This window comes from Halomonas sp. 3H, assembly GCF_024206005.1.
GTDB lineage: Bacteria > Pseudomonadota > Gammaproteobacteria > Pseudomonadales > Halomonadaceae > Halomonas > Halomonas campaniensis.
This window is the reverse complement of sequence record NZ_CP100360.1, coordinates 3065823-3085237: the sequence shown is the minus strand read 5'-3', so window position 1 is coordinate 3085237 and position 19415 is coordinate 3065823. Positions and strand designations below refer to the sequence as shown.

17 protein-coding genes are annotated in these 19415 nt (G+C 69.8%); 12 read left to right on the top strand and 5 right to left on the bottom strand.

Annotated elements, in window-relative coordinates; genetic code table 11:
- Positions 1 to 8: 8 nt before the first annotated feature.
- The 8 genes from NFC98_RS14225 to NFC98_RS14190 all read left to right on the top strand — a co-directional run bounded on the left by NFC98_RS14225 (position 9) and on the right by NFC98_RS14190 (position 10204).
- Positions 9 to 2606: a TRAP transporter permease gene (locus NFC98_RS14225; protein WP_254275578.1), complete on the top strand. Its 2598-nt coding sequence runs from the start codon at positions 9 to 11 to the stop codon at positions 2604 to 2606.
- A gap of 13 nt (positions 2607 to 2619) precedes the next feature.
- Entirely contained in the window at positions 2620 to 3048 is a 429-nt protein-coding gene (locus tag NFC98_RS14220) for a universal stress protein (RefSeq protein ID WP_183329506.1), read from the top strand.
- Between the two features lie 274 nt (positions 3049 to 3322).
- Positions 3323 to 4150, top strand: a complete 828-nt coding sequence (locus NFC98_RS14215) for a DUF2189 domain-containing protein (RefSeq protein ID WP_254275577.1) — start codon at positions 3323 to 3325, stop codon at positions 4148 to 4150.
- 144 nt (positions 4151 to 4294) lie between these two features.
- On the top strand, positions 4295 to 4777 hold the full coding sequence (locus NFC98_RS14210; RefSeq protein WP_254275576.1) for a hypothetical protein: 483 nt from the start codon (positions 4295 to 4297) through the stop codon (positions 4775 to 4777).
- Positions 4778 to 4867: 90 nt separating this feature from the next.
- Entirely contained in the window at positions 4868 to 5377 is a 510-nt protein-coding gene (locus NFC98_RS14205) for a molybdopterin-dependent oxidoreductase (protein WP_254275575.1), read from the top strand.
- A gap of 25 nt (positions 5378 to 5402) precedes the next feature.
- Positions 5403 to 7586, top strand: coding sequence for an ATP-binding protein (locus tag NFC98_RS14200; RefSeq protein ID WP_254275574.1), 2184 nt, complete (start codon positions 5403 to 5405; stop codon positions 7584 to 7586).
- 85 nt (positions 7587 to 7671) lie between these two features.
- Complete coding sequence (gene nosP, locus NFC98_RS14195; RefSeq protein WP_254275573.1) at positions 7672 to 8862, top strand: nitric oxide-sensing protein NosP; 1191 nt, start codon at positions 7672 to 7674, stop codon at positions 8860 to 8862.
- Entirely contained in the window at positions 8840 to 10204 is a 1365-nt protein-coding gene (locus NFC98_RS14190) for a hybrid sensor histidine kinase/response regulator (protein ID WP_254275572.1), read from the top strand. Before nosP ends, NFC98_RS14190 begins: the two co-directional genes overlap by 23 nt.
- Here NFC98_RS14190 and NFC98_RS14185 read toward each other — a convergent pair.
- Positions 10195 to 10860 carry a response regulator transcription factor gene (locus tag NFC98_RS14185; protein WP_254275571.1) on the bottom strand — a complete coding sequence of 222 codons (666 nt, stop codon included), beginning with the start codon at positions 10858 to 10860 and terminating at the stop codon, positions 10195 to 10197. The genes NFC98_RS14190 and NFC98_RS14185 overlap by 10 nt on opposite strands.
- Positions 10861 to 10998: 138 nt before the next feature.
- Here NFC98_RS14185 and NFC98_RS14180 point away from each other — a divergent pair, with 138 nt between their 5' ends.
- Complete coding sequence (locus NFC98_RS14180) at positions 10999 to 12519, top strand: aldehyde dehydrogenase family protein (protein WP_254275570.1); 1521 nt, start codon at positions 10999 to 11001, stop codon at positions 12517 to 12519.
- Between the two features lie 122 nt (positions 12520 to 12641).
- The gene (locus NFC98_RS14175) at positions 12642 to 13265 is read left to right on the top strand and encodes a bifunctional 2-polyprenyl-6-hydroxyphenol methylase/3-demethylubiquinol 3-O-methyltransferase UbiG (protein WP_254275569.1); all 624 of its coding nucleotides are present in this window, start codon (positions 12642 to 12644) and stop codon (positions 13263 to 13265) included.
- A gap of 31 nt (positions 13266 to 13296) precedes the next feature.
- On the opposite strand, the gene NFC98_RS14170 is transcribed toward NFC98_RS14175, so the two are convergent.
- The 3 genes from NFC98_RS14170 to NFC98_RS14160 are packed head-to-tail and all read right to left on the bottom strand — an operon-like array spanning position 13297 to position 15504.
- Positions 13297 to 14523, bottom strand: coding sequence for a MerC family mercury resistance protein (locus NFC98_RS14170; protein ID WP_254275568.1), 1227 nt, complete (start codon positions 14521 to 14523; stop codon positions 13297 to 13299).
- 19 nt (positions 14524 to 14542) lie between these two features.
- A complete protein-coding gene (locus NFC98_RS14165) occupies positions 14543 to 14806 on the bottom strand; it encodes an anti-sigma factor (RefSeq protein ID WP_254275567.1) in 264 nt (87 codons plus the stop codon).
- On the bottom strand, positions 14803 to 15504 hold the full coding sequence (locus NFC98_RS14160; protein WP_254275566.1) for an RNA polymerase sigma factor: 702 nt from the start codon (positions 15502 to 15504) through the stop codon (positions 14803 to 14805). The genes NFC98_RS14165 and NFC98_RS14160 overlap by 4 nt, the downstream gene beginning before the upstream one ends.
- Before the next feature lie 200 nt (positions 15505 to 15704).
- On the opposite strand from NFC98_RS14160, the gene NFC98_RS14155 reads away from it, so the two are divergent.
- Both NFC98_RS14155 and NFC98_RS14150 read left to right on the top strand, forming a co-directional pair.
- Complete coding sequence (locus tag NFC98_RS14155) at positions 15705 to 16499, top strand: methyltransferase domain-containing protein (RefSeq protein WP_254275565.1); 795 nt, start codon at positions 15705 to 15707, stop codon at positions 16497 to 16499.
- Between the two features lie 47 nt (positions 16500 to 16546).
- On the top strand, positions 16547 to 17026 hold the full coding sequence (locus NFC98_RS14150; RefSeq protein WP_254275564.1) for a cupin domain-containing protein: 480 nt from the start codon (positions 16547 to 16549) through the stop codon (positions 17024 to 17026).
- Between the two features lie 100 nt (positions 17027 to 17126).
- On the opposite strand, the gene betT is transcribed toward NFC98_RS14150, so the two are convergent.
- Positions 17127 to 19175, bottom strand: coding sequence for a choline BCCT transporter BetT (gene betT / locus NFC98_RS14145; protein ID WP_254275563.1), 2049 nt, complete (start codon positions 19173 to 19175; stop codon positions 17127 to 17129).
- Between the last annotated feature and the right edge of the window lie 240 nt (positions 19176 to 19415).

Genomic DNA, 19415 nt, shown 5'->3' with positions numbered 1-19415 from the left:
GCCAGCACATGACTGACGAGAACACTAAACCCCGCGCGTCGGACGTCGACCTGGAGGATATGGTCGCCTCCAGCGACTCCGGGGCGCGCAAGCCGCTGGGAGCGCCCGGCAAGCTGCTGGTAGGGATCGCGGCCGCCTGGTCGCTCTTCCAGCTGTGGATCGCCTCGCCGCTCCCCTTCCTGTTCCGCTTCGGGGTCTTCAATGCCACCGAGGCGCGCTCGATCCACCTGGCGTTTGCCCTCTTCCTGGCCTTCATGGCCTATCCGGCGCTCAAGCGCTCGCCCCGCGACCGCATCCCGATCCAGGACTGGGTCTTCGCGGCGGTGGCGGCCTTCTGCGGCGCCTACATGTTCCTCTTCTACGACCAGCTCTCGACCCGGCCGGGGGCGCCGATCACCCAGGACGTGATCGTCGGCATCGTCGGTATCGTGATGCTGCTGGAGGCGACCCGGCGGGCCCTTGGGCCGCCGCTGATGATCGTCGCCTCGGTGTTCATCCTCTATTCCCTGTTCGGCCCCTACATGCCGGGCATCCTGGCCCACCGTGGGGTCAGCTTCAACGGCCTGGTCAACCACCAGTGGCTGACCACCCAGGGGGTGTTCGGCATCGCCCTGGGGGTCTCGACCAGCTTCGTGTTCCTGTTCGTGCTCTTCGGCGCGCTGCTCGACAAGGCCGGGGCCGGCAACTACTTCATCAAGGTGGCCTTCTCGCTGCTGGGCCACTACCGGGGCGGCCCGGCCAAGGCGGCGGTGGTCGCCTCGGGCATGACCGGTCTGATCTCCGGCTCCTCCATCGCCAACACCGTGACCACCGGCACCTTCACCATCCCGATGATGAAACGCGTCGGCTTCTCGTCGGAGAAGGCCGGTGCCGTGGAGGTCTCCTCCTCGGTGAACGGGCAGATCATGCCGCCGGTCATGGGGGCCGCGGCCTTCCTGATGGTGGAGTACGTCGGCATCCCCTACGTGGAGGTGATCAAGCACGCCTTCCTGCCGGCCTTGATCTCCTATATCGCGCTGATCTACATCGTCCACCTCGAGGCACTCAAGGCCAACATGCAGGGGCTGCCGTCGAGCAACCCGGCGCGTCCCTTCCTCAACAAGGTGATCGGCTTCCTGACCGGACTGATCCTGCTGATGGCACTGTCGTTCGGGGTCTACTACGGCCTCGGCTGGCTGAAGCCGGTGCTGGGGGATGCCACCCCCTGGGTGGTGGCCGTGGCCCTGGCGGTGATCTACGTGGCGCTGCTCAAGGTCGGGGCCAAGTACCCGGAACTGGAACTCGACGACCCCACCTCCCAGGTGGTCACGCTGCCCCAGACCCGGCCCACGGTGATGGTCGGCCTGCACTACATCCTGCCGGTGATCGTGCTGGTGTGGTGCCTGATGGTGGAGCGGCTCTCGCCCGGCCTGTCGGCCTTCTGGGCGACGGTGTTCATGATCTTCATCATGATCACCCAGCGTCCGATCATCGCCCTGTTCCGTGGCCGCAGCCGAATGGCCGCCGACATCAAGGAGGGCTTCAAGGACCTGTGGGACGGGCTGGTAGCGGGTGCGCGCAACATGATCGGCATCGGCATCGCCACCGCGGCGGCGGGCATCATCGTTGGCGCGGTCTCCCAGACCGGCGTCGGCCTGGTGCTGGCCGACGTGGTGGAGATCCTCTCCATGGGCAACCTGATGCTGATCCTGCTGCTCACCGCGGTGCTCAGCCTGATCCTCGGGATGGGCCTGCCCACCACCGCCAACTACATCGTGGTCTCGGCGCTGCTGGCGCCGGTGATCGTGATGCTTGGCCAGCAGAACGGCCTGATCGTGCCGCTGATCGCGGTGCATCTGTTCGTCTTCTATTTCGGCATCATGGCCGACGTGACGCCGCCGGTGGGCCTGGCCTCCTTCGCGGCGGCGGCGGTCTCGGGGGGCGACCCGCTGCGCACCGGTTTCCAGGCTTTCTACTACAGCCTGCGCACCGCGGCGCTGCCGTTCCTGTTCATCTTCAACACCGACCTGCTGCTGATCGACGTGACCTTCCTGCAGGGGATCGTGATCTTCATCATCTCGACCATCGCCATGCTGATCTTCGCGGCGGGCACACAGGGCTTCATGATCACCCGCAATCGCTGGTATGAGTCGATCCTGCTGCTGCTGGTGGCCTTCACGCTGTTCCGGCCGGGCTTCTGGATGGACCAGATCCACGACCCCTACCAGTCGGTGCCGCCCAGCGAGTTCGTGCAGGCACTGGGCGAGGTCGACGAGGGCAGCAACCTGCGGGTGCAGATCGCCGGCGAGGACGACTTCGGCGACCCCATGACCACCTACATCCTGGTGCCGGTGCCGCGCGGCGAGGATGGCGAGGAGCGCATGGAGCGGCTCGGCATGGAGCTGTGGGTCGACGGCGACCAGACCCTGGTGGACTTCGTCGAGTTCGGCGGCATGGCCCAGGACCTGGGCTTCGACTTCGACCAGGAGATCGTCGAGGTGATGGCGCCGGTGGATCGCTGGGCCAAGGAGTGGATGTGGATTCCGGGCTTCCTGGTGTTCGGCCTGGTGGTGATGCTGCAGCGTCGCCGTCGTGAACCCGGTGCCGGCCAGGCCGCCACCGCTTGAAGGAGACGATGACATGTACAGCAAGATCATGCTGCCGGTGGACCTCAACGAGGAGAGTTCCTGGAAGAAGGCCCTGCCCACGGCGGTGACCCTGTGCCGGACCTTCGGTGCCTCGCTGCACGTGGTGACGGTACTGCCCGACTACCGCATGCCGCTGGTGGGTTCCTACTTCCCCAAGGACTTCGCCAGGAAGGCCCACGAGGCGATCACCGAGGCCCAGCACACGTTCATCCGTGAGCATGTGCCCGAGGATATCCAGACCCAGACGGTGATCGTCGACGGCTCGCCCTGGGAGGCGATCATCAAGGCGGCCAAGAAGCTCGAGGTCGACCTGATCATCATGGCCTCCCACAACAAGCGCAAGTTCGCCGACTACGTGCTCGGCCCCAACGCCGAGCACGTGGTGCACCACTCCAAGGTGTCGGTGATGATCGTGCGCTGAATCCGTCACTCACCCGCTGCGCGACGCCCGCCCCGGCCCCTGCCGAGGCGGGCGTCCTGCGTTCAGGGCCCCCACCCGTGGCCAGGTCACGTTGGATCGGCGTGACATCCTTTCGTCTCGAGGGGCCTGCAGGATTGACACGGGTCAACTACATTAAGTGTGAGTTAAAGGATGACGGCGGCATTAAGGCCCTGCGCCGGTGTCGCCACAGGAAGGCCCGATTCGCGCGGATACGCTCGGCTCGGGCCGTTATGGCAGAAACAGGGGTGACACCATGAATGCGGCAACAACAAGAGCGCACGACAAGGCTGCAGCGCCCGGGGTCAGGATCACCATCAACCCGGTGGGCATGGACAGGCCGCGGGCATGGCTGGCGGCGGGCTTCGAGGACTTCCGGCAGGCCACGGCGGTCAGCCTGGCCTACGGGATGTTCTGGGTCGGCCTGAGCCTTGCCATCACGGCGGGGGCGGTTACCCTGGGCCTCTGGCACTGGCTGCTGCCCATGGTGGCAGGCTTCATGTTCATCGGGCCGCTGGTGGCGGTGGGCTCCTACGGCGTCAGCCGGGCCCTCGAGGCCAACCGGGCACCTAATCTGGGCGACGCCTTCGGCGCCTGGCGGCCCCATGCCGGGCAGCTGGCCATGATGGGCGTCATGATGATGATCTTCTTCCTCGCCTGGATCCGGCTGGCGACCCTGCTGTTTGCGCTCTTCTTCGGTTTCGAGGTGCCGAGCCCCGCGACCCTCTACTCGGCGCTGCTGACCACCCCGGAGGGGCTGGGCATGATCGCCGTGGGCACGGTGCTGGGCGGCATCCTGGCCTTCGGGGCCTTCGCCATCAGCGTCGTGGCGATTCCCACCCTGATGGACCAGGACCTCACCTTCATGGAGGGGATCGAGGCCAGCGTGCGTTCCGTGGCCCGCAACTTCCGTCCCATGCTGCTGTGGGCGGCCATCCTCACCGGCTGCGTGCTGGTCGGCGTGATGACCTTCTATATCGGCCTGGCGCTGATCCTGCCGGTGCTGGGGCACGCCAGCTGGCACGCCTACGAGGATCTGGTGCGCATCAAGCCGGTCGAGGAGGGCGAGCAGCTGCACGGCTGAGGCACCGGGTGCGGGTAGTCGCACTCGCCTCGATCAACCACTATGCTGGGGGGACGTTCATCGTCCCCCTTTCTCGTGGCCGACCGCCGCGCTCGCCGCCACCCTTCGAACCGGCACCCTTAGAACCAACACCGCGGGGCCTCCATGCCAAGTCTGCGTCATCTCCTCTGGCCGCTGCTCGCCGCGCTTCCCCTGGGGTCGCTGACCGCCCAGCCGCTTCCCTCCTCGGGCGGACACCCCATCGACTACGCCCTCGATGAGTGCATGGAGCAGGCCGAGTGGCAGCCGTCGGCGATGCACGAGTGTGCCACCGCCGCCGAGTCCCGCTGGCAGGAAGAGGTGGCACAGCTCACGGCCAGGCTCGACCGGGTGCTCGGCCGTGAGGCGCGAGAGGCGCTGGAGACCTCCGACGCCGCCTGGCAGCGCGCCCTCGATGCCGACCTGGCACTGATCGATGCGTACCACGCCCAGCTGGTCGATGCCGAGCTCGGCGACCCGGCACTGTTGCCGCTCTCTCGCCAGCTCCATCGCAACGCCGTGCTGGAGGAGCGCGCGCTTCGCCTGCGGCGCTTCCTGGACGGCCTGGAGGTCCTGGAAGTTCCCGACGAGGTGCCGTCGACTCCCTGACACCGAAAGCCGTCGCCGCCTTCGTCGAAGTGAACTTGACTCATGAACCCTGTAACCTTGGCGCCAGTGCCCCTTCGACAGGACCGCCCCATGCGCCCACGCGCCTCCTGCCTGCTGCTTGCCCTCGCCCTGCTGACCTGGCTGCCAACCGCGCTGGCGGAGGCCTTGCCGTCGCCGTCGGGGGAGGTGCTGCTGACCATCAGCGGGGATATCGCCCGCCCCAACGTCGGCGAACGCGCGCTGTTCGACCGCGAGATGCTGATGGGCATCGCGCCCACGGTGATCGAGACCCGCACCCCCTGGCACGCCGACCGGGGCCGCTACCGGGGACCGCTGCTCCGCGAGGTGCTGGCGGCGGTCGGTGCCGGCAGCGACCGTATCCGCGTTCGGGCGCTCAATGACTACGAGGCCGAGATCCCCGTGGCCGACCTGCAGGACTACGACGTCATCCTGGCGATGAGCCGCAACGGCTCGCCGATGCAGATCCGCGAGTTCGGTCCGCTGTTCGTTCTCTATCCCTTCGACGACCATCCGGAGCTGCATACCGAGGCGGTGCGCTTCCGGTCGGTGTGGCAGGTCGTCCAGATCCACGTCCCCTGACGTTCCCGGGCCACGGAGGCTCCCCATGCTACGCCTTCCCCTGCGTCTCAAGCTCGGTGCGGTCAGTGCCCTGCTGCTGCTGGCCGCGGCCCTGGTGGTGGTGGGGCTGGTCTCCTGGCGACAGGACAGCCTGGCCCAGAGCGTTGGCGGGGACGCCACCTGGCACGCCTACAAGCTCGACCGCGACAACGTGCAGATGCGCAACTACCTGGCGCAGCCGGATGTCGACCTGGCCGGCCTGTCGCTGCGCTTCGAGCTCTTCTACAGCCGCCTCAATCTGCTGAGGGACGGGGATATCAACGAGCTGATCGCCTCCATCCCCGCCGCGCGGGAGCTGATGGACGAGATCGAGCGGCGCATCGAGGCCCTGGATCGCGAGATCGACGGCCTCGACGGCCTCGAGGCCACCAGTCGCCAGGCCCTGGACCGCCAGCTCGAGACCCTGGGCAACCGCACCGAGCGGCTGATCATCGCCATCAACGGCCACCTGGCCGAAAGCGCCACCCGGGAGCGCGAGCGCCTGCAGCGGCTCTATGCCCTGCTGCTGTTGCTGATCCTGGCGATGAGCTTCGCGGCCATGCTGGTGGCCATCATGCTGTTCCGGGAGGCGCGGGACAACGCGGCGGCCCGGCGCAATCTGGAGACGCTCAGTCGCGAGCTGGAGGTCACCGCCAGGCAGGCCGAGTCGGCCAGCCAGGCGAAGTCGGAGTTCCTGGCCACGGTCAGCCACGAGATCCGCACGCCGCTCAATGGCGTGATCGGCATGAGCGACCTGCTGCTCGCCCACCGCCTGGAAGCACAGGCGCGTCAGTATGCCGTCACCATCCATGACAGCGCGGGCCTGCTGCTCGAGCTGATCAACGACCTGCTGGACTTCTCCAAGATCGAGGCCGGGCGGCTGGAGCTCGAGAGTCGCCCGGTCGCATTGGCCGAGGTGGTCGAGGGCACGGTGGCGATGGTCGCTCCACGCGCCGACGCCCGCGGCTTGCGCCTGATCACCCGGGTGGACCCGGCGCTGCCCACCCGGGTGGTGGGCGACCCCGGGCGGCTGCGCCAGGTGCTGCTCAACCTGGTCTCCAACGCCATCAAGTTCACCGAGCGCGGTGAGGTGCGCATCGAGGTGGTGCCCCAGGGGCGCGACACCCTGCGCATCGAGGTGATCGACACCGGCTGCGGCATCGAGCCGGAGCAGCAGGCCCGCGTCTTCGAGCCGTTCCGCCAGGGGGATGCCTCCATCGCGCGACGATACGGCGGCACCGGCCTGGGCCTGGCGATCTGCCGACGCCTGGTGGAGGCCATGGGCGGCCGCATCGACGTGGCCAGCGAGCCGGGGGTCGGCAGCCGGTTCTGGTTCACCCTGCCGCTGCTGCCGGCGCCGGGGCAGGACCTGCCGAGTGCCGCGGGAGGGGCTCCGGCGCGGCAGGTACGTCTCGACCAGGCGCGCCTGCTGGTGGTGGAGGACAACCGGGTCAACCAGCAGGTGGCCCGGGCCATGCTGGAGCGGCTCGGCTGCCGGGTGACCATCGCCGGGTCGGGAGGCGAGGGGCTGCGCCTGGCCGCCGCCGAGCGTTTCGACCTGATCTTCATGGATGTCCAGATGCCCGACATGGATGGCCTGGAGGTGACGCGTCGGCTGCGGGCTCGGGGCGGCTGGCTGGCCGAGGTGCCGGTCGTGGCGATGACGGCCGGGGGGCCCGGCGGGGAGCAGGCGCGCTGCCTGGCCGCGGGGATGAACGGCTACCAGACCAAGCCGCTGCGCCAGGAGGCCCTGCTCGAGGTGTTGCGCCGCCACTTGCCCGACGGCGCGCCGGGCTCCGGGTCGGCCGCCGGGGCGCCGCCCCGGGTGGAGGCCGGGGCCCTGCTCGACACCGCTGCCCTGGCCGCGCTGCGGGAGAGCCTGGGCGACGCGGGGCTGACGGCGCTGGTGGCGCTCTACCGCCGCCAGGTCGACGAGCGCCTCGACCAGCTCGAGCAGGCCGCCGCGGGCGCGGCCTCGGCCGAACGTGTCGGCCACCTGGCCCACCAGTTGAAGGGGGAGTCCTCCAGCCTGGGGGCGGTGAAGGCGGCCGGGCTGGCCTCGCGGCTGGAGCGCCTGGCCTCGGAGGGCCGCCTGGCCGAGGTGCCGGCGGTGCTGGGGGAGCTGCGAGGCTGCCTGGCGGCCACCCTGCCGGCCCTCGAGGCGTGGCGGATGGCGCCGACATCGGGATGAGGCACCGGGCGGGCCGGCGTTGTGACGCCCCGGCAGGCTGCTAGACTGGCTGGAGCCTCCCTGCCTTTCCCCGTCGGAGTCCACCATGCTCGATGCTCCTCTCCCCAGGGCCCCGGTGGTCGCGCCGTCCGGCTCTGCCCCACCCCTGCTCACGGCGGTGAGCCGGCAGGGGGATCCCCGCCTGGCAGCCACCGAACTGGCCGATGCGTTGCGCCACGAGTCCCTCGGCTTCGTGCTGTTCTTCTGCAGCGCCGAGTACCCCCTGGCGGCGCTCTCGGCGGCTCTTGACGAGGCCTTTGACGGCGTGCCGGTGGCCGGCTGTACCACCGCGGGCGAGATCTCGCCGCAAGGCTACGAGCGCGGCTGCATCGTGGCCATCGGCCTCGATCGCCGCGACTTTGCGGTCTCCTGCGCCCTGGTGGAGGACCTGGAGGGGTTCGACCTGCTGCGCGCCCAGGGGCTGGTCGAGGGGCTGCTCGAGGAGTGCCGCCGTCGCGCGGTGGCCCCGCTGGGGGAGCACAGTTTCGCCCTGACCCTGCTCGACGGCCTCTCCAGCTGCGAGGAGCAGGTCCTGGCCACCCTGGATGCGGCCCTGGGGCGGATTCCCAGCTTCGGCGGCTCCGCCGGTGACGACAACCGCCTGGCCCATACCCACGTCCATGCCGGCCGCCGGTTCCACGACCAGGCCGCCGTGGTGGTGATGATCAACACCCGCCTGCCCTTCGAGGTCTTCACTACCCACCACCTGCGCCCGCGGACCGAGAAGCTGGTGGTCACTCGCGCCGACCGCGAGCGGCGCCGGGTACTGGAGCTCAATGCCGTGCCCGCCGCGGAGGAGTACGCCCGCCTGGTGGGATTGCCGGTGGCGGCCCTGGAGGCCGCCGTCTTCGCCCGCCACCCCCTGGCCGTGCGCATCGGCGAGCAGCACTTCGTGCGTTCCATCCAGCGGGTCAACGATGACGGCAGCCTCGACTTCTACTGTGCGGTGGAGAACGGCATCGTGCTGACCGCCATGGAGCCGGCGCCGCTGCTCGACGACCTGGCGGGGGTGCTCGGCGGGCTGACGCAGCGCCTCGGCGAGCCGTCGCTGGTCATTGGCTGCGACTGCTTCCTGCGCCGCCTGGAGCTGGAGAGCCTGGCGCGGGTCGAGGAGGCCTCGCGGCTGCTCTCCCGCGCCAGGGTCGTCGGCTTCAACACCTACGGGGAACAGCACCATGGCATGCACATCAACCAGACCTTCACCGGCGTTGCCATTGGACCTCGCCCGGCCCCCTGAGCTTCCCGCCGACGCCAGCGAGCAGGAGCGTGCCCTGGCCGAGGAGAACGCCAGGCTGAGGCGGATCTGCGCGGCGCTCATGGAGCGCGTCGAGTCGGGCGGCATGGCCGGGGGGGCGCCGTACGGGGCCTTCGAGCACTCGGTGCTGCTCGCCGAACAGGTGCGCGAGCGCACCGAGACCCTGCAGCGCACCCTCGAGGCGCTGCGCCGGGCCAAGGCCGAGGCGGAGGCCGCCAACCACTCCAAGACCCGCTTCCTGGCGGCGGTGAGCCACGACCTGCTGCAGCCACTGAACGCCGCCCGACTCTTCGCCAGCGCCCTGGACACGCATCCCCTGCCCGAGGCCTCGCAGCGGCTGGTGGGCAACATCGGCCGCTCGCTCAAGGACGTGGAGAGTCTGCTGGGTACCCTGGTGGACATCTCGCGCCTGGATGCCGGGGTCCTCGAACCGGATATCGCGCCCTTCCCGGTGGCGACCCTGCTCGATACCCTGGCGGAGGAGTACCGCCAGATGGCCGCCGCTCGGGGGCTCGAGCTGCGCTACGTGCCCAGCGGAGCGGTGGTCGAGTCGGACCTGGCGCTGCTCGCCCGGGTGGTACGCAACTTCCTCACCAATGCGATCCGCTACACCGAGTCGGGGCGGGTGCTGCTGGGCTGCCGGCGTCACCCCGAGGGGCTGGAGATCCTGGTGGGGGATACCGGGCCGGGGATTCCCGAGGCGCAGCGCGAGGAGATCTTCCTCGAGTTCCGACGCGCCGGCGCGAGGCGTGACTCGCCGGACCGCGGCCTGGGGCTGGGGCTCGCCATCGTCGATCGCATCGCCGGCATGCTGGGCCACCCGGTTCGCCTGGCCTCGCGGCCGGGACACGGCTCACTGTTCTCCCTGCGGGTGCCCTACGGTCGGCTGGCCACCTCCCGGCCGGCCGCCACGGTGAACCGGTCCGTGGAGGATCGCGTGCTGGCGGGGCGGCGGGTCTGGGTGATCGACGACGACCCGGGGATCTGCGAGGGGATGGTGGCGCTGCTGGAGGGGTGGGGCTGCCGGGCCCATGCCGCCGCCACGCCGGCGCGCCTGGCGGGGGAGGGGCCTCCCGATGTCCTGCTGGTGGACTACCACCTCCAGGCCGGCCTCGATGGCCTGGAGGTGGCGGCGCGCCTGCGCGAGGAGTGGCCGGACCTGCCGGTGGTGGTGATCACCGCCAACCATGATGCCGTGCTGACCAGCCGCGCCCGCGCGCTGGGCTATGGCTGCCTGCTCAAGCCGCTCAAGCCGCTGAGGCTGCGCATGATGCTCACCACCCTGCTGGGGCCGGCATTGGTCCCGCCCGGGGATCAGCGCTGACGGCGGACGACGTCCCGCTCGCCCAGTTCCACCTCGCCGGCGACGAGGATCGCCTGGACCCGGCTGCCGACGCCCAGCCGTCGCAGGATCGCCGAGACATGGGTCTTCACCGTGGTCTCGGCGATGCCCAGCTCCCGGGCGATGGCCTTGTTGGAGTCGCCGCGGGCCAGGCGGGCGAGCACCTCGAGCTGCTTGTCGGTGAGACGCGAGAGCCCGGGCGGCGGTGGCGGGGGCGCCGCCGGGGGCTCGGCGGGCGGTCGGCGCATGATGTCCGGCGGCAGGTAGACCTGACCCGACAGGATGTGCCGGAGGGCCGAGATCAGCGCCTGGCGCGGCGTCGACTTGGGAATGTAGCCCACGGCACCGAGGTCGAGAGCATCGAGCACCGTGCGCCGCTCCTGGTCGGCGGAGATCACGGCCACCGGCAGCTCGGGAAGCGCCTGGCGCAGGGCCCGCAGGCCCGAGAGCCCCTCGGCATCGGGGAGGTTGAGGTCGAGCAGCAGCAGGTCGAGCTCACCGCATGCCCGGGCCTGGACCAGGGCGCCGGCGAGGCTCTCCGCCTCCAGCAGCCGGCTGCCGGGCAGGCCGGCCTCGATGACCGACGCGATGGCGTCGCGAAACAGCGGATGGTCGTCGGCGACCATCAGGGTATGCATGGGCGTTTCCTCGGTGTCGTCGACCGCCTCCTACCGATGGAGGAGGGGATCTCATGCCTCCGGAGTATGTCGCAGAAGCGCGGAGTGACCAAGACTGTGACGTGACCCGACATAACCACAACACCCTGGAGTCACGCCATGATCTATGCCAACCCCGGCCAGTCCGGTTCCGTCATCACCTTCGACGAGCGCTACGGCAACTACATCGGTGGCGAGTTCGTCCCGCCGGTGAAGGGCCAGTACTTCGACAACGTCAGCCCGGTCAATGGCGAGGTGTTCTGCCAGATCCCGCGCTCCACCGCCGAGGACATCGACAAGGCGCTGGATGCCGCCCACGCCGCTGCGCCGGCCTGGGGCAAGACCTCCGCCGCCGAGCGCAGCAACCTCCTGCTGAAGATCGCCGACCGCATGGAGCAGAACCTCGAGATGCTGGCCGTGGCCGAGACCTGGGACAACGGCAAGGCGGTGCGCGAGACGCTGAACGCCGACCTGCCCCTGGCCGTCGACCACTTCCGCTACTTCGCCGGCTGCATCCGCGCCCAGGAGGGCACCGCCGCCGATATCGACGCCAACACCGTGGCCTACCACTTCCATGAGCCGCTGGGCGTGGTGGGTCAGATCATCCCCTGGAACTTCCCGCTGCTGATGGCCGTGTGGAAGCTGGCCCCGGCGCTGGCCGCCGGCAACTGCGTGGTGCTCAAGCCCGCCGAGCAGACCCCCGCCTCGATCCTCGAGCTGATGAAGCTGGTCGGCGATCTGCTGCCGCCGGGCGTGATCAACATCGTCAACGGCTACGGCGCCGAGGCGGGCCAGGCGCTGGCCACCAGCAAGCGCATCGCCAAGATCGCCTTCACCGGCTCCACCCCGGTGGGCGCGCACATCCTCAAGTGCGCCGCCGACAACATCATCCCCTCCACCGTGGAGCTGGGCGGCAAGTCGCCCAACATCTACTTCGCCGACATCATGAACGCCGAGCCGGAGTTCATCGACAAGGCAGCGGAGGGCCTGGTGCTGGCCTTCTTCAACCAGGGCGAGGTATGCACCTGTCCCTCCCGGGCGCTGATCCAGGAGTCGATGTACGATGCCTTCATGGCCAGGGTCATGGAGAAGGTGGGCAAGATCACCCGCGGCAACCCTCTGGACACCGATGTCCAGGTGGGCGCCCAGGCTTCCCAGGAGCAGTTCGACAAGATCATGTCCTACATGGACATCGCCCGCGAGGAGGGCGCCGAGTTCCTCACCGGCGGCGACAAGGAGAGCCTGGATCCGAGCATCAACAACGGCTTCTATATCCAGCCGACCCTGCTCAAGGGCAACAACAAGATGCGGGTCTTCCAGGAGGAGATCTTCGGCCCGGTGGTGGCGGTGACCACCTTCAAGGATGAGGCGGAGGCGCTCGCCATCGCCAACGACACCGAGTTCGGCCTGGGCGCGGGCGTCTGGAGCCGCGACATGAACGTCGCCTTCCGCATGGGCCGCGGCATCCAGGCCGGCAGGGTGTGGACCAACTGCTACCACCAGTACCCGGCCCACGCCGCCTTCGGCGGCTACAAGAAGTCCGGCGTCGGCCGCGAGACGCACAAGGTGGCCCTGGAGCACTACCAGCAGACCAAGAACCTGCTGGTGAGCTACGACACCAACCCGCTGGGCTTCTTTTAAGGAGAGCCGTTTCCTCTGGTACTGACTGACGGGGGCGCGACGCGAGTCGCGCCCCCGTCGCATTGCGCACCCGGCAGGCGATTGCGGCATCATGGTGGCTTCGGCCACCCGCGGAGCCCCCCATGACCGACGGCGACCCCTTCGACCTTCACCAGCAGCGCCTGCAGCACGTGGCCGAGCAGCTGCGCGTCAGCGGGGCGCGGCGCGTGCTCGACCTGGGGTGCGGCACCGGCACCCTGCTGCAGTACCTGCTGCAGGCGCCGCAGTTCGAGACGCTGGTGGGGCTCGAGCAGTCCGGCGAGCTGCTGGCCCAGGCCCAGCTGCGGCTGGGCGGCCGGCCCGAGGCGCAGTCCGGGCGGTTGACGCTGGTGTGCGGTTCCTACGCCGACCCCCAGCCGCGCCTGGCGGGGTTCGATGCCGCCGCCATGGTGGAGACCCTCGAGCATGTGCCGCCGGCCAGCCTCTCCCGGGTCGAGCGGGCCGTGTTCGGCCAGCTGCGCCCGGTCCTGCTGCTGCTGACCACGCCCAACCACGACTACAACCCGCTCTACGGGCTGGCGCCGGGCGAGTTCCGCGACCCCGACCACAAGTTCGAGTGGACCCGCGCCCGCTTCCGGGACTGGGCCCAGGGGGTGGCGCGCCGCAATGGCTATCGGGTGCAATGCTCCGGCATCGGCGAATGGCATCCCGAACTCGGCCAGCCGAGCCAGCTGGCCCGCTTCTCCCTGCCCGGGGGCGAGGCCTGAGCGTTCCGGCCTCCTCCCGGCCGCCGACGCGCTACGGGGTTTCCTCGAGCCCCAGCACCTGCGCCTCGCGTCGCCGTCGTCGGCGCAGGTCCCAGGCCACGGCGCTGGCCAGCAGCACGAAGCCGGACAGCTCCACCAGGGCGCGGTAGTCGACGAAGAGGGCATGGAGCACCAGGCCGCCGCCCGCCGCACCGAGCAGCGTCGGAAGCGACGCCCGGTGGCGGCGGATGCCCGCGGCCAGCGCCGCCAGGGTGAGCAGCACGAACAGGGCGATGGTGCCGGCCCAGAGCCCCTCGTCCAGGGCGAGGCCCAGGCCCAGCAGCGGCAGCAGGGCGACCAGCGCCAGGGTGCCGTAGCAGCTCAGCAGCGCCAGTCCGAGGGCGGCGAGGCCCGCGAGCCCGCGACGCTGGACCCGGCGCCAGGCACGGCGGGGGTCGAGGCGGTGTCGCCAGCGCCGGGCCCGGGAGGGCGCCGTCTCGCCGCGGCGCATGCCCACCTCGATGGCGTGGGCGCCGAAGCTGGCCGCCACCTCGCGGGTCTGGTCACTGGGGCTCAGGGCGAAGTAGTCGTGCTCGCCCACCACCCGGATCTCCTCGAAGCCCGCCTCCGCGAAGAGGGCCAGCAGCTCCTCCTTGACCGTGGCGCCCACCACGCACTCCACCCACAGCCGCGGGTCCTCGTGGCAGTCCACCGACACCGGACGATGGATCACCACGTCGGCGAGCTGCAGGCGCCCGCCCGGCCTGAGTACCCGGAACATCTCCGCCACGGCGCGGCGCTTGTCCGGCACCAGGTTGAGGGCGCCGTTGCTGGTGATGCTGTCGACGCTGGCCTCGGGCAGCGGCAGCTGTTCGGCGGAGCCCTGCACGACGTCGAGGGCGTCGACGCCGGCCCGGCGCGCCGCCGTGGCCAGCCGGCGGGTCATGCCGGCGGTGAGGTCCAGGGCGATCACCCGGCCCTCGGGGCCGACCCGCCGGCGGGCGATCAGGGCGTCGTTACCGGCGCCGGCGCCGATGTCGAGCACCCGGTCACCGGGCCGGACGGCGTCGGCGCGAAACGGGTAGCCGACGCCGGCGAAGCGGGCCAGTGTCTCCGCGGGCAGGGCGTCGGTCTGTTCCGGCGGGTAGCCCAGGCGTCGGCAGGCCTTGGCGCCGACCGGGAAGTGGAAGGGAACGTCGGGGGTCGCGGCCACGGTGCTGTACATCTGCTGGACCGCGGCAAGGATCTGGGGCCGGGAATAGCCGAGAATCGCCACCATGAGGGTCTCTCCTCACGGGTCAGGGCAGGGCATCCGTCTCGTCGCTGTCGAACTGGTCGAGCAGGTGGCGGATTCGTCGGTGCAGCCGTGGCGGGGCCTTCACCGTGCCGGATGCTTCCACCATGGCCCGTAGTCGTCGTTCGAATTCGGCACGTGAGAAGCAGTCGCGGCACCTGGCCAGGTGTCGCTCGATATCCTCGGCCTGCTGTGCGCCGAGCTCCCGGTCGAGATAGTCGAAGAGCCGCTCGATGACCTCCTCGCAGCCCAGTTCCCTGGTGCTCATGGTGACTGACCTCCCTCTCCCTGGTGGCCGGAGGCGACGCCGGCGTCTCTGGCCTGCCGCCACAGCGACTTCTGCAGCAGGCCCCGGGCACGGCTGAGGCGAGATCTCACGGTGCCCAGCGGAATCCCCAGCAGGCGGGATACCTCCTCATACGTATAGCCCTGCACCTCCACCAGCACAATCACCAGGCGGAAGGGGTCTGGCAGGGCATCCAGCGCCGCCTGCAGCTCCTCCTGCAGGACGCTGTTGAAGAACTGCTCCTCCAGGCTGCCCCACCACAGCAGGAAGGGCTGATGCAGCTGCTGGAAGAGGGTGAACTGCTCCGCCGCCAGCTCCTCGGTGTCCGGCCCCTCGGAACTCTCCTGGGGATGACTGCGGCGCCGCCGCCACTCGCTGATAAAGGCGTTGGTGAGGATATGGAACAGCCAGGCCTCGAAGCGCTGCGGGTCGCGCAGGGTGTCGAGGCGCCGCCACGCCTGGCCCACCGCCTCGGCGACGATGTCCTCGGCGTCATCGGGGTGGCGGGTCAGCCGCAGGGCCGTGCCGTAGAGCCGATCCATGAGGGGCTCCAGGCGCGCCTCGAACCACTGCCGCCGATAAGCGCTGCCTCGCTCTCGCATGGCGGCCCCCGGGTCGCCCCAACGCGGCAGGCAGGGCTGCCGTGCCGGGGCTGTGGTGGGCGGGTTGGCCAGGATCATGGGCCATTACCTCGAGGATGGCGGGTGGGGCGGCGACCGGCAAGTCGCCTTGTCCGCAGGGACGCGGCGGTGGCCGGAAGGGTTCCCGCCGCCGGTCATGATCGGGTCGGGAACAAAAGTCGGCGGCGCTGCGTCCTCGCGGACACGACACACCGGCCTTCGCCGATGTCGTCGCCGCACAGCCACTGAGGAGAACCACCATGACCAACACGGCAACCGCTTCCACCCTCTCCGGGGTGGATCGCCAGGAACTGGAGGCGCGGGTCAAGTCGATGTACCGGGAGGTCGCCGAGACCCCGGAGGCCGACTTCCACTTCGAGATGGGGCGCGCCCTGGCCGAGCGCCTGGGCTACGACCCCGAGGCCCTCGACCGGATTCCTGCCGCAGCCATCGACTCCTTCGCCGGAGTCGGCCACTTCCTGGACCTGGCGGCCATCCGGCCCGGCGAGACGGTCCTCGACCTGGGCAGCGGCTCCGGCATGGACAGCCTGCTGGCCGCCCTGGCGACGGGGCCCGCCGGCCGGGTGCTGGGGGTCGACATGACCGAGGCCCAGCGCGAGAAGGCCAGCCGCCTGGCCCGCGAGGCGGGCATCGAGAACCTCGAGTTCCACCCCGGCTACATCGAGGCACCGCCCTTTCCGGATGAGAGCGTGGACGTGGTGATCAGCAACGGGGTGATCAATCTCTCCGCGGACAAGCCGCGGGTCTTCGCCGAGGCGGCCCGGCTGCTGAAGCCCGGCGGGCGCCTGGCGCTGGCGGATATCGTCACCGAGTCGCCGCTGCCGGAGAGCGTGAGCTGCAATGCCACCCTGTGGGCCGCCTGCATCGGCGGCGCCAGCCAGCAGGACGACTACCGTTCGGCCATCGAGGCCGCCGGCCTGGTCGTCCGCACCTTCCGCGAGCATCCCGAGTACCGCTTCCTGACCGAATCGGCGCGGGGCGCCTGCGAGAAGTGGGGCGTCAAGAGCATCTCGCTGCTGGCCATCAAGGCCTGAGCGAGGGCCGAGGCCCCGCCTGATCACCACAACGAGAGGACACGACCATGAACCTGCACGCCACCCTGACCACCGCGTCGCTGCTGCTGGCCCTGACCCTGCCGGCGGGCGCCCTCCAGGCCTCTCCCTACCAGGGCGACGGCCACCTGCTCGGCACGCCGGAAGAACTCTCCTGGGGGCCGGTGGGCTCCATGGGGGAGGGGGCCGAGATCGCCATCATCGAGGGCAACCTCGGCGAGGAGGCCCCCTTCACCTTCCGCCTGCGGCTGGCGGACGGCTACGAGATCAAGCCCCATGTGCACCCGGCCTACGAGCGCGTCACCGTGCTCTCCGGCACCCTGCACTTCGCCCACGGGGAGACCTTCGACCCCGGGGCGACCACGCGGCTGCCGGTGGGCGGCTATGCGATCATGTCGCCGGGCGACGCCATGTTCGGCTATGCCGAGGGCGAGACCGTGATCCAACTGCACGGCATGGGTCCCTGGGGAATCGAGTACCTCGACCCCGCCGACGACCCCCGCCAGTGAGCCGCCGTTGCCCGACCGGAGACGACAGGGCCCCGCCTCCACGAGGCGGGGCCCTGTCATGGGCACCGGCCGTTCCCCGAGGGGACGGCGGGCCGGCGCCTCAGCCCTGGGTGGCCCCCTCGGGCGGCTCGCCCACGGCCCCCGGCATCGCCTGGACGCTGCCGTCCTCACCGGCCAGCGCCAGGAAGTGCAGGTGGCGCTCGTACTCGGAGAGCACGTCGCCGATCACCTGCCCCCGGGTGTAGCCGTTGAGGTCCTGGCCGGTGCCGCCCTCGGCGAGGAAGACGTCGAGGCGCACATAGTAGTCGTCATCCACCGGCAGGAAGCTCGGGGTGCGCATGCGATGGGGACAGACCTGGTAGACGAAGCCGGCCGCGTTCTCCAGCGTCACCTGCAGGGTCAGGCGGGGGAGCGGCTCACCCTCCAGCGGCTCCTCGGTCACCGTGGCCTCCTGCCCGCGGCTCGAAAGCTCCTGGGCGAACTGGGTCAAGGCCGGCCGGATGGCGTGCTCGATGGTCGCCTCGGCACCGGCACGGCTGGAGGTGTCCAGCGCCCGGTCGAGGCGTTCGCGCCAGTCGCCGCCCGGCGCGGTGCCGGAGACCTGGCGGCGCGCGTCGGCCTTGCTACCCTCGAGCTTCAGTGCCTTCACCATGCCGACCATGATGGCGAAGATCACCAGCGAGAAGGGCAGGGCGGTGATCACCACCGCGCTCTGCAGGGCGGCCAGGCCCCCGGCCATCAGCAGGGCCACCGTGACCAGCCCGATCACCACCGACCAGAAGATGCGCAGGGCCACCGGGGCGTCGTGGTTCACGTCGCTGAGGATCGAGGTGAAGTTGGCCAGCACCAGGGCACCGGAGTCCGCCGAGGTGATGAAGAAGACGATGCCCAGCACGGTGACCACCGCGGCGGTCACGCCGATCCAGGGGTAGTGCTCGAGCAGGGTGTAGAGGGTGGTCTGGGGCGTGCTCAGGGCCTGCTCGCCCAGTTCGGCCACCCCCTGGTTGGCCACCAGCTCGATGCCGCTGTTACCCATCACCGACATCCACACCATCATGAAGGCCAGGGGAATGAACAGCGCGCCGGCGACGAACTCGCGGATGGTACGCCCGCGGGAGATGCGCGCCAGGAACAGTCCCACGAAGGGCGTCCAGGCGATCCACCAGCCCCAGAAGAAGATGGTCCACCACATCTTCCACTCATTGGCCTCGTCGCCGGCGAAGGCGTAGGTATCGAAGCTCTTGGCGACGAAGCCGGAGAGATAGTCGCCGGCGTTGTTCACCATCATGTCGAGCAGCTTGAGGGTGTGGCCCTGGAACAGCACGAACAGCAGCAGGGCCAGTGCCAGCAGCATGTTGAACTCCGACAGGCGGCGGATGCCCTTCTCCACGCCACTGACCACCGAGATGGTGGCCAGCACCACCACCAGGCCGATCAGGATCACCTGCACCGAGAGGCTCTCGGGCACGTCGAACATGTAGGCGAGCCCGTAGTTGAGCTGCATCACGCCGATGCCCAGGCTGGTGGCGATGCCGAATACCGTGGAGACCACCGCGGTGATGTCCACGGCGCTGCCGATGGGGCCGTGGATGCGCTTGCCCAGCAGCGGGTAGAGGGCGCTGCGGATCGCCAGCGGCAGGCGGTGGCGGTAGCTGAAGTAGGCCAGGGCCATGCCCATCAGCACGTAGAGGCCCCAGCCGGAGAGGCCCCAGTGCAGGTAGGTCTGCACCACGGCGTTGCGCATGGCCTCCTGGCTTTCCGGCGTCAGGTCGGGCGGTGCCAGGTAGTGGGCCACCGGCTCGGCGACGCTGAAGAAGAGCAGGTCGATGCCGATGCCGGCGGCGAACAGCATCGCCGACCAGGAGAGCAGCGAGAACTCCGGGCGGGAGTGGTCGGGGCCGAGGCGGATGCTGCCGAAGCGCGAGCAGCCGATCAGCACCACGAAGACCAGGTAGGCGACCACGGCCAGCATGTAGTACCAGCCGAAGGTCTGGCTGACCCAGGCCAGGCCGGTATCGAAGAAGGCGCCGGCCTGCTCGGTGAAGGTCATGGTGAGGACCAGGAAGACGAGGATCCCGGCCACGCTGCCGTGGAAGACCACGGGATTGAGCCGGTCTCGCCGCTCGGGAGGTGAGGTGTCATGCGCCATGCGGGCAACTCCTGTCGGGTGAACCTCGCCTGCCGCCCTCGCGGGACGCGCTGTGGCTCGCGGGACGCGCTGTGGATTGTTTCACACAATCGAGAGCACGCACCGCGGCGGACGACCCGGGCGGGCAGGTTTTTGAATGAACGTTCAAATAAAATACGCGGATCGCCGTCGGGCTGCAACCCTGCGTTGAATGGCGGCGGGGTTGCGTGGACCGAACGTCGGACGCGCGAGTTGCCCTGC